The sequence below is a fragment of the Enterobacter cloacae complex sp. 2015409 genome (genome assembly GCF_041365315.1).
Classification (GTDB): domain Bacteria; phylum Pseudomonadota; class Gammaproteobacteria; order Enterobacterales; family Enterobacteriaceae; genus Enterobacter; species Enterobacter pseudoroggenkampii.
Genome location: NZ_JBFTVM010000001.1, coordinates 84,886 through 100,635 on the forward strand (window position 1 = coordinate 84,886; position 15,750 = coordinate 100,635).

14 protein-coding genes are annotated in these 15,750 nt (G+C 58.7%); 12 read left to right on the forward strand and 2 right to left on the reverse strand.

The features are described from left to right. The first annotated feature begins 12 nt into the window (after positions 1-12). The gene (guaA, locus tag ACDO57_RS00390) at positions 13-1,590 is read left to right on the forward strand and encodes a glutamine-hydrolyzing GMP synthase (RefSeq protein WP_024908661.1); all 1,578 of its coding nucleotides are present in this window, start codon (positions 13-15) and stop codon (positions 1,588-1,590) included. Positions 1,591-1,736: 146 nt separating this feature from the next. Here guaA and ACDO57_RS00395 read toward each other — a convergent pair whose 3' ends face one another. Next, a complete protein-coding gene (locus tag ACDO57_RS00395; RefSeq protein WP_024908662.1) occupies positions 1,737-1,955 on the reverse strand; it encodes a hypothetical protein in 219 nt (72 codons plus the stop codon). A 234-nt stretch (positions 1,956-2,189) separates the two neighbouring features. Between ACDO57_RS00395 and ACDO57_RS00400 the strand changes: the two genes are divergently transcribed. The 4 genes from ACDO57_RS00400 to ACDO57_RS00415 all read left to right on the forward strand — a co-directional run bounded on the left by ACDO57_RS00400 (position 2,190) and on the right by ACDO57_RS00415 (position 5,076). Further along, positions 2,190-2,675, forward strand: coding sequence for an N-acetyltransferase (locus ACDO57_RS00400; RefSeq protein ID WP_024908663.1), 486 nt, complete (start codon positions 2,190-2,192; stop codon positions 2,673-2,675). Positions 2,676-2,959: 284 nt separating this feature from the next. Further along, positions 2,960-3,295 carry a YcgJ family protein gene (locus ACDO57_RS00405; RefSeq protein WP_323138570.1) on the forward strand — a complete coding sequence of 112 codons (336 nt, stop codon included), beginning with the start codon at positions 2,960-2,962 and terminating at the stop codon, positions 3,293-3,295. 204 nt (positions 3,296-3,499) lie between these two features. Continuing rightward, positions 3,500-4,696 (forward strand): NAD(P)/FAD-dependent oxidoreductase, encoded by a 1,197-nt coding sequence (locus tag ACDO57_RS00410; protein WP_370883388.1) that lies wholly within the window; start codon positions 3,500-3,502, stop codon positions 4,694-4,696. Further along, positions 4,696-5,076 (forward strand): hypothetical protein, encoded by a 381-nt coding sequence (locus ACDO57_RS00415; protein WP_370883389.1) that lies wholly within the window; start codon positions 4,696-4,698, stop codon positions 5,074-5,076. The genes ACDO57_RS00410 and ACDO57_RS00415 overlap by 1 nt, the downstream gene beginning before the upstream one ends. A 70-nt stretch (positions 5,077-5,146) precedes the next feature. On the opposite strand, the gene ACDO57_RS00420 is transcribed toward ACDO57_RS00415, so the two are convergent. Beyond that, the gene (locus ACDO57_RS00420) at positions 5,147-5,980 is read right to left on the reverse strand and encodes a MurR/RpiR family transcriptional regulator (RefSeq protein WP_023338648.1); all 834 of its coding nucleotides are present in this window, start codon (positions 5,978-5,980) and stop codon (positions 5,147-5,149) included. Positions 5,981-6,272: 292 nt separating this feature from the next. Between ACDO57_RS00420 and ACDO57_RS00425 the strand changes: the two genes are divergently transcribed. From ACDO57_RS00425 to ACDO57_RS00455, 7 genes are all read left to right on the forward strand, one after another. After that, a complete protein-coding gene (locus tag ACDO57_RS00425) occupies positions 6,273-7,778 on the forward strand; it encodes a CoA-acylating methylmalonate-semialdehyde dehydrogenase (RefSeq protein WP_370883390.1) in 1,506 nt (501 codons plus the stop codon). Positions 7,779-7,789: 11 nt separating this feature from the next. Next, positions 7,790-9,715, forward strand: a complete 1,926-nt coding sequence (gene iolD, locus ACDO57_RS00430) for a 3D-(3,5/4)-trihydroxycyclohexane-1,2-dione acylhydrolase (decyclizing) (RefSeq protein ID WP_370883391.1) — start codon at positions 7,790-7,792, stop codon at positions 9,713-9,715. Between the two features lie 301 nt (positions 9,716-10,016). Then, positions 10,017-11,003 (forward strand): inositol 2-dehydrogenase, encoded by a 987-nt coding sequence (gene iolG / locus ACDO57_RS00435; protein WP_157189565.1) that lies wholly within the window; start codon positions 10,017-10,019, stop codon positions 11,001-11,003. Positions 11,004-11,034: 31 nt separating this feature from the next. Next, positions 11,035-11,964, forward strand: a complete 930-nt coding sequence (locus tag ACDO57_RS00440; RefSeq protein WP_008502118.1) for a sugar ABC transporter substrate-binding protein — start codon at positions 11,035-11,037, stop codon at positions 11,962-11,964. A gap of 54 nt (positions 11,965-12,018) precedes the next feature. Continuing rightward, positions 12,019-13,566 carry a sugar ABC transporter ATP-binding protein gene (locus ACDO57_RS00445; RefSeq protein WP_021241823.1) on the forward strand — a complete coding sequence of 516 codons (1,548 nt, stop codon included), beginning with the start codon at positions 12,019-12,021 and terminating at the stop codon, positions 13,564-13,566. Positions 13,567-13,577: 11 nt separating this feature from the next. Further along, positions 13,578-14,606 (forward strand): ABC transporter permease, encoded by a 1,029-nt coding sequence (locus ACDO57_RS00450; RefSeq protein WP_008502116.1) that lies wholly within the window; start codon positions 13,578-13,580, stop codon positions 14,604-14,606. Positions 14,607-14,614: 8 nt separating this feature from the next. Next, positions 14,615-15,748, forward strand: a complete 1,134-nt coding sequence (locus ACDO57_RS00455; protein WP_024907544.1) for a Gfo/Idh/MocA family protein — start codon at positions 14,615-14,617, stop codon at positions 15,746-15,748. The last annotated feature ends 2 nt before the right edge of the window (positions 15,749-15,750 follow it).

Here is a 15,750-nt window from a genome sequence, read left to right on the forward strand (position 1 = left end):
GAATTAGCGTCAATGACGGAAAACATTCATAAACATCGCATTCTCATCCTGGACTTCGGTTCTCAGTACACTCAGCTGGTGGCGCGTCGCGTACGTGAACTGGGCGTTTACTGTGAGCTGTGGGCGTGGGATGTCACGGAAGCACAGATTCGCGAATTCAATCCAAGCGGCATCATCCTGTCCGGCGGCCCGGAAAGCACCACCGAAGAGAACAGCCCGCGCGCGCCGCAGTACGTGTTCGAAGCTGGCGTGCCGGTATTCGGCGTCTGCTACGGTATGCAGACCATGGCAATGCAGCTGGGCGGCCACGTAGAAGGTTCTAACGAGCGTGAGTTCGGCTATGCGCAGGTAGAAGTGGTGACCGACAGCGCGCTGGTGCGCGGTATCGAAGACTCCCTGACCGCAGACGGCAAACCGCTGCTGGACGTGTGGATGAGCCACGGCGACAAAGTCACCGCTATCCCGTCTGACTTCGTCACCGTTGCCAGCACCGAGAGCTGCCCGTTTGCCATCATGGCGAACGAAGAAAAACGCTTCTACGGTGTGCAGTTCCACCCGGAAGTGACCCACACCCGTCAGGGTATGCGCATGCTGGAGCGCTTCGTGCGTGACATCTGCCAGTGTGAAGCCCTGTGGACCCCGGCAAAAATCATCGACGACGCCGTTGAGCGTATCCGCCAGCAGGTTGGCGATGACAAAGTGATCCTCGGCCTCTCCGGCGGCGTGGACTCCTCCGTGACCGCGATGCTGCTACACCGCGCCATCGGTAAAAACCTGACCTGCGTGTTCGTGGATAACGGCCTGCTGCGCCTGAACGAAGCCCAGCAGGTTATGGACATGTTTGGCGACCACTTCGGTCTGAACATCGTTCACGTAGAAGGCGAGCAGCGCTTCCTGGACGCGCTGAAAGGCGAGAACGATCCGGAAGCGAAACGTAAGATCATCGGCCGCGTGTTCGTGGAAGTGTTCGACGAAGAAGCGCTGAAGCTGGACGACGTGAAGTGGCTGGCGCAGGGTACCATCTACCCTGACGTGATCGAATCCGCGGCATCCGCCACCGGTAAAGCACACGTCATCAAATCTCACCACAACGTGGGCGGCCTGCCGAAAGAGATGAAGATGGGTCTGGTTGAACCGCTGCGCGAGCTGTTCAAAGACGAAGTGCGTAAGATCGGTCTGGAACTGGGTCTGCCGTACGACATGCTCTACCGTCACCCGTTCCCGGGCCCGGGTCTGGGCGTGCGCGTGCTGGGCGAAGTGAAGAAAGAGTACTGCGACCTGCTGCGTCGCGCGGACGCGATCTTCATCGAAGAGCTGCACAAAGCTGACCTGTACAACAAGGTAAGCCAGGCGTTCACCGTGTTCCTGCCGGTTCGCTCCGTCGGCGTGATGGGCGATGGCCGTAAGTACGACTGGGTTGTTTCCCTGCGTGCGGTGGAAACCATCGACTTCATGACCGCGCACTGGGCGCACCTGCCGTATGACTTCTTAGGCCGCGTGTCTAACCGCATCATCAACGAAGTGAACGGTATTTCCCGCGTGGTGTATGACATCAGTGGTAAGCCACCGGCTACGATTGAGTGGGAATGATTTCCTAACAGGAAATGTCTGGTACTAACAGGTTCTAAATTATCTCTAAGCCCGCGGATTGCGGGCTTTTTTTTGGGCGGTGGCTGACAACACCATCTCAGGTGAGTGCCTGGAGCGGGCGCAACGTAATGCTATCCATTCAATCCTTATTCGATGCGTACCACATTTGGATGACGATCGGTTGCGGCTTCATGGAAAATGTCACCCAGCCAGTCGGCAATCTCGCCTTCAGTCATATCGTCTGGAATAGCGATGTCATAGAGTCGAGAAAACTTTCTCTCCGTCAGGTCAGCACGAAATACCAGCCACCGATCATGCTTACGTTGAACGCCAATATGCCGTCCAAAAACGTTATATATCAGCATATGCAATCTCCGATCATGCTAGTGAGTTCCTGTAGTTAAGATACCTACGTTAGATCAGGCCAGAGAGTAAATCGTACAAACATGAAAGGTCAGCGTCGCTCCTCGCTAAAAATGCTTTAATCAACTATGGAACAACTGCGTTATTTTAACAATTTGCGATAGAAACTTTATAGATATAGCTTTATTTCTTTTATATTAATTTTAAATTGATATATTTTGCTTAAGGAGGCATGCGTGAACATTACCATCTGCAAACCACACGAATATCCTGATTTAGTTGATATTTTTCTCGAGATGGAAAACTACTATAATCAGGAGCTTTGCTTGTCCAGGAATGACATGACCGCATATCTGAGGGATAAGGTCTTTGCCGTCGACTCTAATACCGAAGTTCACAAAGTGGTTTTTGATGGAGTAATAGCTGCGTTTTCATGTGTATCAGTGATGTACCCTTCACCACGTTTCAGCGGGCAAATGTTTATCAAAGAGCTTTTTGTTTCTGCACCTTTCAGAAGGACTGGAGTTGGTAGAAAGCTGATGAGTTTTATAGCCTGTCGAGCACAAGAGCGGGGGTGTTTACAACTCGATTGGTTATCTGTTGCAGCAGACCCATTGGCGCAGAAGTTTTATGAGTCTCTCGGTGCTCAAGTTATCAAGAGTGTTAACTATCATCGGGTTTTTGGCACCAAAATAGATGAGCTTGCCCGTAGTGCCGGCTGAAGTACTGTGGGAAAGACATGCACTGTTGATAAAAATAGCATAACTGTAGATCCGCTCCTTGCTCACACTGGACCTAACCAGGATAGGGCCCTTACAATTGCCTCCGAGCCGAACTTTCGACAACTGTTAGGTCAACAAAAAGCCATACGGGGCATTTCCTGCTGAAACTCAGAACCCTCCAGGGTTTTTCACCCTCATGATGGTTCCACCGCGCCCGGCGTAAAGCCGACACTCATTAACCAACGGAGATTATCATCTTGAACAAATCAATACTCGCATGCTCTGTGGCCGCACTGCTGGCCGTGTCCGCCATGTCCGCCCAGGCCAGGACCCCCGCCAGGCTCAAGTCGCCAGTATCGGGCGTGCTCTGCGACCGATATGTATGCGCCAATGACAAGGGATTATCCCGCGCGTTGACAGAGACGTATCTCGGTAAGAAGGCTGCTGCAAACGAGGTGTTCACGTCGAGCAATGTCGATCTGACCGAATTCACCTTTGCCAACGGTATTTTCTGCGATGTGAAGGAGCGACTGTGCCGTGAAGATCGCTATTATGGCGCGAACGGACAGCGCTCCGGTGCGGTATCTAAAAAGTACACAAAGCTGCTCTTTGGCGAATAATGGTAATGAAAAGAGACTGCGTTATAGGGATATAAATTATATTTTGCAGTATATTTTATAAATAATGATGTGGTTATCAAAAATAAATTTCTCGTGAAAGGCTATGTTGCGGAATATTGCTCTGTTACTACCCTTTAGCTGAGCGTAACAGTGAAGCGGTCTGGTTACGTGAATTCCCATTCACTACCATGAGCGAATAAAGGAATGAAAAACCGCATAATGATTGTCGGCGGCGGCACGGGAGGAACAATTGTCGCCAACCTGCTGGCCAGAAAATTACGACGTGAAATTGCTGCCGGTCAGGTAGAGCTGATACTGATTTCCGAATCACCGGTGCATTACTACAAACCCGCCTTTATGTACGTCGCCTTTAACCTCTTCCATCATCATGAGCTGGCCCGGCCTGAACGGCAGTTACTGAGTCCTGAAATTCAATTTATTACCGACAGGATTGAATCTTTCGATTTTAAGCAGCGTCGACTGTACGGTGCCAGTAAACGATATTACGACTGGGACCTGCTGGTTATTGCTACCGGCTGCACACCTTTTACACAAAAAATCCCCGGCCTTGCCGAAGCGGGCGACCATTTTTATCAATATGCGGCGGCCAGACAATTAGCGCATAAGCTCTCCACCATCAAAAAGGGGCGAATATTTATTACCGTCTCTTTTCCTGAAACGCCGAATGTTCCCCACCAGTGCGGCATTGCCCCTATTGAAACCACGCTGATGGTTGACGACTATCTGCGCCAGCGTGGGGTGCGTAATCAGGTTGAGATTGTTTATACCTATCCGACCGTCGCGCAGCTGCTGCGAAACTGTTTGTTCCTGCAGCGTCCGGTGGGGGAGGCGCTGGGCGATATTTTTGCTGCCAAAGGAATACAGCATCAGCGCGGTTTTACCTTAAGCCATGTCGATCCTGACAGCAAAATTGCCTATTCCACCGAGGGCGATTCACAGAACTTCGACATCCTGATGGCAACGCCTCCCATCAGGGCGGTTGAAGCGGTGCGTAATACGGGACTGAGTGAGGTTCAGAACGGTGAAGGCTGGCTGCCGACGGATCACCAGACGCTCGGCGTCTACGGCTTAGAAGGCGTGTATGTGATCGGCGATACCGTTGACCTGCCGATCAGTAAAGCGGGAGGGTCGTGCCACAACCAGGCGCCCATCATTGCTGACAACATTGTGGCGGAGCTGTACGGCAGACCGCCCGGAAGCGGTAACCATTATGATGGACGGGTTCAGGCCGTCGCGCAGATGGGGCTCTGGGCCGGCATGCCGTTGGTATATGACTATCGCAATGACGTGACCCCCACGCCTGCGACAAAACTCGGCGGCATGCTGCGAAACGGTTTTAACCGTGGACTGTATTGGGGCGTCGTGAGGGGGATGTTCTGATGAGTGACCAGGAACAGATACTAAAAAGCCTTGCCCCGCTTATGGCGGGCAATCGCCTGAATAATCTGGTTGATCTGCTCGCCGTCGTCGCAGACCTGCTGGAAATGGCCGATAGCGCGATGGTCGAAAAACTGGCTGGCGTTTTTCAAGATGTCGTGACCGTCGGCTGGGAAGGGGGAACCGCGCTACGCATGGCGTGGGGAGAGCAAATAAACCGGGAAGGGGATGTCTCGCTTCGGCAGGTGTTCACCATGCTTAACGACCCTGATACCCGCTGCGGCATTATGCTTTTACTGCGGGTGTTACAGATTACGGGGCAACGTCTGAATTCCCTCTCTTCCGTCAGTTATTCTGATTGCCCCGAGATAAGGAGCCGTTAATGTCTGGCTGATGCTCTTCAGGCGGTCGGGTATCGGCTATGCCTTACCCGGCCCACCAAAGTGCATTGGGCTATTTCTCCCCGCCACCTAACCGATACGCCAGCGCTACCACCAGCGACTGCACCAGGCACAGCGTTGCCGACTGAGACCGAAACGCGTCCACCTGCGCCTCTTTCACCACAAAGCAGAGATCGCTGAACGTCGCCAGGGGGCTGATTTGGCTGTCCGTAATCACGATCTGCCGCGCGCCGACGCTGGCGGCGGTTTCGCTGACCATCACCGTCTCTTCCGCGTACGGCGAGAAGCTGATCGACACCACGATGTCGCGCGCCTTAATGCGGCTGATCTGCTCGCGCAGCATGCCGCCCATCCCGTCGAGTAGGATAGGGCGACACTCCAGGTGGCTCAGGGCGTAGGTCAGATACGCGGCAACGCTAAAGGAGCGACGCAGTCCGGCGATGTAGATGGTGTCGGCATCGGCCAGCAGCTGTACCGCGCGCTCCAGCATCTCCGGCTCGGCGCGGGCGGCCAGCTGCTGTAGCGCCTGCGCGTTTGAACGGGCGAACTCCTGCAGGATATCGAGCGGCGTTTCCGGCACGGCCTCGCTCTCCATCTCGCGGAACAGTCGGGCGCGGTCGCTGTAGCTGGCGGTCTCCTCCACCAGGTTCATGCGAAACAGCTGTTTCATTTCGTTGAAGCCGGTGAAGTCAAAGGCATTAGCAAAGCGGATCAGCGTCGAGGGCGGCACGTCGGCGCGCTCGGCAATGACGGCAACCGTATCGAAGGCCACGCTGTTGGTATTGTCCAGCACGTAGCGGGAGACCTGCTGCAGCCTCTTGCTCAGGCTATCGTAGCGATCGCGGATTTGCTGCTGCAGTTCGTTCAGGCTGGTTGCTGTCGTCATCTTATCCCCCAAATACAGTCATATGATTCTAAACGCAAAACCGCGTCTTTTAAATGTCGGCCATCCATCTGGCAGCAAAAATGAAACAGAAGCTTCAGTCATTTCCTCGCCCGAAATCCCTTAATAGCGCACGCTGCGTCAGTGGTGCTGGCTGTTAACATAAAAATCCATCCTTGATCACAATAATCATCATTTATTTTATTTCAACTTAAAATGGAATATTTGTTTCATATATAGTGGTCAGTACACAGTGTTCAGGTCACAGTCACGTATCAACAGCGAGAGGTTAAGGATGGAGACGGTAGCGAATTTTATTCACGGCGAATGTGTCACCGGTTCAGGCCAGCGCGTTCAGGCGATCTTCAACCCGGCCACCGGCGAGCAGATCCGCCAGGTGGTGATGAGTACGGCACAGGAAACGGAGCAGGCGATTGCCGCCGCGCAGCAGGCGTTTCCGGCGTGGGCGCGGCATGCTCCGCTTAAGCGCGCGCGCGTGATGTTCCGCTTCAAAGCGCTGCTGGAAGAGAACATGGATCGCCTGGCCCGCCTCATCAGCGAAGAGCACGGCAAGGTCTTCTCCGACGCGGTGGGCGAGCTGACCCGCGGCCTGGAGGTGGTGGAGTTTGCCTGCGGTATTCCGCATCTGCAAAAGGGCGAACACTCGGCGAACGTCGGTACCGGCGTTGACAGCCACTCGCTGATGCAGCCGCTCGGGGTCTGCGCCGGGATCACGCCGTTTAACTTCCCGGCTATGGTGCCGATGTGGATGTTCCCGATTGCGCTGGCGACCGGCAACACCTTCGTGCTGAAGCCGTCGGAAAAAGATCCTTCACTCGCGCTCGCGCTGGCGCAGCTGCTGAAAGAGGCCGGCCTGCCGGACGGCGTCTTCAACGTGGTGCAGGGCGATAAGGAGTCTGTTGACGTGCTCCTGACCGACCCGCGCGTGCAGGCGGTGAGCTTTGTCGGCTCCACGCCGATTGCGGAATACATTTACCAGACCGCCTCCACCCGCGGTAAGCGCTGCCAGGCGCTGGGCGGCGCGAAAAATCACTGCATTTTAATGCCGGATGCGGACATGGAGATGGCGACCAACGCCATCATGGGCGCGGCCTACGGCGCGGCGGGGGAACGCTGCATGGCGCTCTCGGTGGTGCTGGCGGTGGGGGATAACACCGCCGATGACCTCTGCGCCCGGCTGGAAAAACAGATTGCCGCGCTGCGCGTCGGACCGGGTCTTGACCAGACGCCGGAAAACGAAATGGGACCGCTTATCTCCTCCGCACACCGCAGCAAGGTGCTGGGCTATATCGACAGCGGGGAAGCGCAGGGAGCGAAACTTCGCGTGGACGGTCGCGGCTTCAGCGTGAAGGGGCACGAGCAGGGTTACTTCGTCGGGCCGACGCTGTTCGATAACGTCACCCCGGAGATGACCATCTATAAAGAAGAAATTTTCGGCCCGGTGCTTTCTGTGGTGCGCGTAGCAGATTACGCCAGCGCGGTGGATCTGATTAACCGCCATGAATATGGTAATGGCTCGGCAATCTTCACCCGCGATGGCGGCTGCGCGCGCCGCTTCTGCGAAGAGGTGCAGGCGGGCATGGTGGGGGTCAACGTGCCAATCCCGGTGCCGATGGCATTCCACAGTTTCGGCGGCTGGAAGCGCTCTATCTTCGGGGCGCTCAACGTCCACGGCAACGACGGCGTGCGTTTCTACACCCGAATGAAAACCATCACCGCGCGCTGGCCGGAAATGCAGCAGGAGACAGGCGCTGCGTTCTCCATGCCGACGCTGGGCTGACAGGAGGCGTTATGCAAACCGAACGTATGACCATGGCCCAGGCGCTGGTCCGGTTCCTTAATCAACAGTACGTTAGCGTGGACGGCAACGAAACGCCCTTCGTGGAGGGCGTCGCCACCATCTTTGGGCACGGCAACGTGCTGGGTATCGGCCAGGCGCTGGAGCAGGACCCCGGTCATCTGCAGGTGATGCAGGGCTGCAACGAGCAGGGCATTGCCCATATGGCGACGGGATTCGCCAAACAGCACCGTCGTCAGCGCATCTTTGCCGTCACCTCCTCCGTCGGGCCGGGCGCCGCCAATATGGTCACGGCGGCGGCAACCGCCACGGCGAACCGCATCCCGCTGCTGCTGCTCCCGGGCGATATCTATGCCAGCCGCCAGCCGGACCCGGTGCTGCAGCAGATCGAGCAGTATCACGATCTCAGCATCAGCACCAACGACTGCTTCCGTCCGGTCTCCCGCTACTGGGACCGCATCAACCGTCCCGAGCAGCTGATGAGCGCGATGCTCAGCGCGATGCGAACGCTTACTGACCCGGCTGATACCGGTGCGGTGACGATTTGCCTGCCGCAGGACGTGCAGGGGGAAGCGTGGGATTACCCGCTGAGCTTCTTCGCGCGTCGCGTGCACCACATCGAGCGTCGTCCGCCCGATCCGCAGCGTCTGGCGCAGGCACGGGCGCTGATCGCCCGCAAGCGTCGTCCGCTGGTGGTGTGCGGCGGAGGAGTGCGCTATTCCGGGGCGCATGAGGCGTTTCGCGGCTTTGTCGAGACGCTGCAGCTGCCGTTTGCCGAAACCCAGGCCGGAAAGGGGGCGCTGGTGAGTGACCACCCACTTAACCTCGGTGGCATAGGGGTGACGGGCGGAATGGCGGCCAACCGGCTCGCGCCGCAGGCTGACCTGGTGATTGGTATCGGCACGCGCCTGACCGACTTTACCACCGGCTCCAAGGCGCTCTTTTCCCATCCGGACGTCGAATTTCTGCTGCTGAACGTGGCCGAGTTTGACGCCCTGAAGCTGGACGCCACGGCGCTGATTGCCGATGCCCAAACCGGACTCCAGGCATTGACCCACTCGCTCGGTGATTACCGCAGCGGCTGGGGAGAGGCGATCGCCGGGGCGAAATCCGCCTGGCGCGACGAGTGCCGTCGCCTGTGGGATCGCCAGTGGCGCCCTGACGACGCGCCCGAAGTGGCGGGGCACCTGGACGCGCAGCTGGCGGAGTACGGCGAGACGCTCAACACCCGCCTGACCCAGACGCGGGTGCTGGGGCTGATCAACCAGCATATTGAAGATAACGCCATCGTGGTGGGCGCGGCCGGTTCGCTGCCGGGCGATTTACAGCGCCTCTGGCAGGTCAAAACGCCGGACAGCTATCACCTGGAGTACGGCTACTCCTGCATGGGCTACGAGATTGCGGCAGCCATCGGCGCGAAGCTTGCCCGACCCGAGCAGCCGGTATACGCCATGGTGGGGGATGGCTCCTACATGATGCTGCACTCCGAGCTGCAAACCGCCGTTCAGGAGGGGATTAAGGTCACCGTTCTGCTGTTTGATAACGCCAGCTTCGGCTGCATTAACAACCTGCAGATGGGGCATGGCATGGGAAGCTTTGGCACGGAAAACCGCCATCGCAACCCGGAAACCGGACGGCTTGACGGGCCGCTGGTGAAGGTCGATTTTGCGAAAAACGCGGAGAGCTACGGCTGCCGCGCGTGGCGGGTGCACGACGAGCAAACCCTGCTGGCGGCGCTGGAGGCGTCGCGCACCCATCCGGGCCCGACGCTGCTGGACATCAAGGTGCTGCCGAAGACCATGACCCACGACTACGCCTCCTGGTGGCGAACCGGTGATGCGCAGGTGGCGGAATCGTCTGCCGTGCGTGAGGCCGCTGAGCAAACCCAGGCGCAGGTGAAAAAAGCCCGTCAGTATTAAGATTTTCCGCCGTAACGAAATTTTCATTTCATTTTCCCCTCACCCTAACCTTCTCCCCAAAGGGGGGAGGGGATGGTGTGGCGCACTCTTTTCTCCCTCGCCCCTTTGGGGAGAGGGCCGGGGTGAGGGGAGCTGCTGTATGTCCTCCCATGTTGTGAGATTGATAACAAAATTTATCTCATTCATCTCAAAAGTGTTAACCTACACTCAAAAATATAATTTTCACTATTTATAAAAATGAAATAAATGTTTTATTTATAGGGTCGTTAGTTCACAGCATTCACCAACACCGGGAGCCGTTATGTTTAACATTGCTTTACTGGGCGCTGGCCGAATTGGCCAGGTACATGCAGCTAACATCGCCAGCCACGCCGCGACCACGCTCTGGTCCGTGGTTGACCCGAATCAGGAATTTGCCACCCGTCTCGCCGCGCAGTATCAGGCCCGCCAGCAGAGCCTGGAGGAGGCGATGACCGACCCTAACGTTCACGCCGTGCTGATCGCCTCCGCGACCGATACCCACGCGGACCTGATTGAAATGGCCGCCCGCCACGGCAAGGCCATCTTCTGCGAAAAGCCGGTCCACCTCGACCTTGCCCGCGTGCGCGACTGCCTGAAGGTGGTCAAAGAGTACGACGTGCCGCTGTTTATCGGCTTTAACCGCCGCTTTGACCCGCAGTTCCGCCGCGTGAAAACCGACGTGCAGGCCGGGCGCATCGGCAAGCCGGAATCGCTGCTGATCATCTCCCGCGATCCGTCTCCACCGCCTGCGGAGTACGTGCGCGTCTCCGGCGGCATGTTCCGCGATATGACCATTCACGATTTTGACATGGCCCGCTTCATCATGGGCGAAGAGCCGGTGTCGGTGTATGCCCAGGGCAGCAACCTGGTGGATCCGGCGATTGGCGAGGCAGGGGATATCGATACCGCGTTTATCGTCCTGAAATACGCTTCCGGCGCGATGGCGACCATCGTCAACAGCCGCCGCTCCTCGTATGGCTACGACCAGCGTCTGGAGCTGCACGGCTCCGAAGGGCTGCTGTGCGCGGGCAACATTCTGGAAAACCAGGTGCAGCACTACGGCAAACAGGGCTGCACCAGCGCGCTGCCGGAACACTTCTTCCTGCAGCGCTACAAATCCGCTTACGCCGCGGAATGGGAACACTTTGTCGCGGTCCTCCGCGGCGAAGCGGTGCCTGACTGCAGCGGCGATGATGGTGAACGTGCGCTGTACCTTGCGGATAAAGCGCTGGAGTCACTGCGCAGCCAGCGCGAGATCGTCCTCTAAACACCACAACCCTACACAGAGAGACATAATAATGAAAAAACTGATCGTAGCCGCCCTCATCGCCATGACGTCCGGGGCCGCCCTCGCCGAAAACGAGCAAATTGTTTTCAGTACGCCAAACCTGGCCATGCCGTTTGAAGTTCACATGCAGCGCACGGCGGTAAAAGCCGCAAAAGAGATGGGCGTGAAGCTTCAGGTGCTGGACGGGCAGGGCAGTTCACCGAAGCAGGTGGCTGACCTGGAAAACGCCATCACCCGCGGCGCGCAGGGCTTTATCGTCTCCCCGAACGACGTGAACGCGGTCTCCAGCGCGGTGGATGAAATTCAGGATGCGAAGCTGCCGGTGGTCACCCTTGACCGCTCCGTCGACAGCCAGAAGAAGGTGCCGCACTTTGGTGCCAACAACTACAAAGGCGGCCAGGCGATTGGCGACTTCGTCAAAACCAAATTCCCCGACGGGGCGGAGATCATTCTGCTGACCGGCCAGCCGGGCTCCTCCTCCAACATCGAACGCACCAAAGGGATCCGCGACAGCCTGAAGGCAGGCGGGGATAAGTACAAGATCGTCGCCGATCAGACCGGCAACTGGATGCGTTCTGAAGGGATGCGCATCGTAGAAAGCGTGCTGCCCTCGCTGCCGAAGCGTCCTCAGGTGATCCTCTCCGCCAACGACGACATGGCGCTGGGGGCGATTGAAGCCCTGCAGAGCCAGGGCGTGAAGCCGGGCGAAATTCTGGTCACCGGCTTTGATGCGGTACCGGAAGCGCTGGCCCGCGTGCGCGACGGCTGGCTGGCGGTGACGGCGGATCAGCGTCCGGGCTTTGCGGTGCAGACGGCGATGAGCCAGCTGGTGGCCAACGTGCGCGAGAAAAAAGCCATCACCGGGGCCGACTACCCGCCGACGCTGATCACCAAAGAGAACCTGCAGCAGGCTGAGCGTATCGGTGAGGCCGGTAACTGATTTATCCGCAGCCGCCGCTGGCGCGGCGGCTCACTCTAAAGGAGGAGCAGACCGATGTCGCAACCCTTACTGAAAGTGACCGACCTGGCAAAAAGCTTTTCCGGCGTCTGGGCGTTAAGCAGCGCCCAGTTGACCGTCGGCGCGGGCGAGATCCACGCCCTGCTGGGGGAAAACGGGGCGGGTAAATCCACGCTGCTGAAGGCGCTCGCAGGGGCGCAGCCGCAAACCCGCGGGGAGATCTGGTTCAACGGCGAAACGCTGCCGGTGGACGACTCCCCGGTGGAACGGCAGAACAAGGGCATTATCACCATCTATCAGGAATTCAACCTGCTGCCCAACATGACCGTCGCGGAAAACATGTTTCTCGGGCGAGAGCCGCGTAAACGTAACCTGATCGTCGACGAAAAGGCGGTCAATCAGGAGGCGCAGGTCATTCTCGACTATCTGCAGCTGAACGTTGCACCGACCACCCCGGTCGCCCGCCTGAGTGTTGCCCAGCAGCAGATGGTGGAGATCGCCCGGGCGCTGACCCTCAACGCCCGGCTAATCATTATGGACGAACCTTCCGCCGCGCTGAGCGACAGCGAGGTGGAAAGCCTGCACCGCGTGGTGCGCGAGCTTAAAAACCGTGGCGTGAGCATTATCTATGTCACCCACCGCCTGCACGAAGTTTTCCAGCTCTGCGACCGCTTCACCGTTTTCCAGGACGGCCGTTTTACCGGCACCGGTGCGGTGGCGGAGACCAACGTCGAACAGCTGATCCGCCTGATGGTCGGGCGCGACGTGGCCTTTAATCGCCGTCCCGCCAGCGAAACCCATCATGAGGACAAACCCGTCCGCCTGGCGGTGAAGGGGCTGAGCCGCGAAAAGCCGCCGCTGGATCCGCACGGCATCGCCCTGCACGACATCAGCTTCCACGTCCACGCCGGGGAGGTCTTAGGCATTGCCGGACTGGTGGGCGCCGGGCGCACCGAAGTGGCCCGCTGCCTGTTTGGCGCAGATGCCTTTACCTCGGGCAGCTTTGAACTGGATGGCGTACCGTACCAGCCGCGCGACCCGCTCTATGCCCTTGACCAGGGCGTGGCGCTGGTGCCGGAAGACCGCAAAAAAGAGGGGGCGGTGCTGGGGCTGTCGATTCGCGACAACCTGTCGCTCTCCTGCCTCTCCTCGCTGCTGCAGTGGCGCTGGTTCGTGAACACCCGCAAAGAGGACGATCTGATCGAGTCCTACCGCAAGGCGCTGCAGATCAAAATGGTCAACAGCGCGCAGGAGGTGCGCAAGCTCTCCGGCGGTAACCAGCAAAAAGTGATCCTCGCGCGCTGCATGGCGCTCAACCCGCGGGTGCTGATCGTTGATGAGCCGACGCGCGGCATCGACGTGGGGACCAAATCGGAAGTGCACCAGGTGCTGTTTGACATGGCGAAAAAGGGCGTGGCGGTGATCGTGATCTCCTCCGATCTGCCTGAAGTGATGGCGGTGTCAGACCGGATCATCACCCTGAGCGAAGGGCGAGTGACCGGCGAGATCCACGGTGACGATGCTAACGAAGAACGGCTGATGACGATGATGGCCATCAACCACAACGCCCTGAACGCGGCATAACGGAGTTTCTCATGACGCAGATGATTTCTAAAACGCAGGCCCCGGTCAAACGCGCCGGACGCATCGATCCCATCGCCTTCTTCGAGCGCTTCGGGGTCCTGATTTTCATGATCCTGCTGCTGATCTTCTTCCAGTCGCAGAACAGTAATTTTTTCTCTGAACGCAATATTTTCAACATCCTGACCGAAGTCTCCATCTACGGGATCATGGCCGTGGGGATGACCTTCGTCATCCTGACTGCCGGGATTGACCTCTCCGTGGGCTCCATTCTGGCGGTCTGCGCAATGACCGCGGCGTACGTAATTAAGGGCGACAACTTCACCACCGTCGACCCGAACGCCTGGGGCGGCATGAGCTGGCTGATTGGGCTCGGGATTTGCCTGGCGATGGGCACGGCGATTGGCTTCCTGCACGGTCTGGGTGTGACCCGCCTGCGCCTGCCGCCGTTCATCGTGACCCTCGGCGGGATGACCATCTGGCGCGGCCTGACGCTGGTGATCAACGACGGCGCGCCGATTGCCGGTTTCGATCAGGGCTACCGCTGGTGGGGGCGCGGGGAGCTGCTCGGCATCTCCATTCCGATCTGGATCTTCGCCATCGTCGCCCTCGGCGGCTATCTGGCGCTGCATAAAACCCGCTGGGGCCGCTTCGTCTACGCCATCGGCGGTAACCCGGAGGCGGCGCGCCTGGCGGGGGTGAACGTCAAGCGCGTGCTGGTCAGCGTCTACGTGCTGATTGGCTGCCTGGCGGGGCTGGCGGGCTTCATTCTGAGCGCGCGTCTGGGGAGCGCCGAGGCGGTGGCCGGGATCTCCTTTGAGCTGCGCGTCATCGCCTCGGTGGTGATTGGCGGCACCTCGCTGATGGGCGGCTACGGGCGCATCGGCGGCACCATCATCGGCTCCATCATCATGGGGATTCTGATTAACGGCCTGGTGCTGATGAACGTCTCGGCCTACTACCAGCAGATTATCACCGGATTAATTATCGTTCTGGCGGTGGCGTTTGATACCTACGCCAAGAGCCGTCGCGGCGCACTGTGAGGATCACGATGAAAGAGGTTCGTATTGGATTGATTGGCACCGGGTATATCGGCAAGGCGCACGCTATCGCCTATGCCCAGGCCCCGACGGTGTTCAACCTGCGCGGCAGGCTGGTGCGCGAGATGGTGGCCGAAGTCACGCCGGAGCTGGCGGCAGCGCGCGCGCAGGCGTTTGGCTTCAACCGCTCCACTGGCGACTGGCGGGCACTGGTGGCCGACCCGGCGATCGACGTGGTGGATATTTGCTCACCCAACCATCTGCATAAAGAGATGGCGCTGGAGGCGATCCGCCACGGCAAGCACGTCTACTCGGAGAAGCCGCTGGCGCTGAACGCCCACGACGCGCGCGAGATGGTCGACGCCGCGAAGCGGGCCGGGGTGAAAACGCTGGTGGGGTTCAATTACATGAAAAACCCGACGGCGCAACTGGCGAAGGAGATTATCGCCCGCGGCGAGATTGGCGAGGTGATCCACTTCTACGGCACCCACAACGAAGACTATATGGCCGACCCGCGCTCGCCCATTCACTGGCACTGCTTTAAAGAGACCGCCGGGCTGGGGGCGCTGGGCGACCTGGCGGCGCATATCGTCAACATGGCCCAGTACCTGGTCGGGGAGATTGAGCAGGTTTGCGGCGACCTGAAGATCGTGGTCCCGGAACGCCCGGCGAAGGCCGGCTCGTCGGACATGGTTGCCGTCGAAAACGAGGATCAGGCCCACGCGATGGTGCGCTTCGCGGGCGGGGCGCAGGGCGTGATTGAAACCTCCCGCGTCGCCTGCGGCCGCAAGATGGGGCTGTCGTACGTCATTACCGGGACGAAAGGCGCCATCAGCTTCACCCAGGAGCGCATGGCGGAGCTGAAGCTCTATCTGCATGACGATCCGGTTAACCGTCAGGGATTCCGCACCTTACTCGTCGGCCCTGCACACCCCGACTACGCCGCGTTCTGCATGGGCGCAGGCCACGGGATAGGCTTTAACGATCAAAAAACGGTGGAGGTGCGCGACCTGGTGGACGGGATTGCCGCCGACGTGCCGATGTGGCCGGACTTCGAAGAGGGCTGGAAGGTGTCGCGCGTGCTGGACGCGATCGCGCTCTCGCACCGGGAAGGCCGCTGGCTGAACGTGAACGACATTGTCTGATG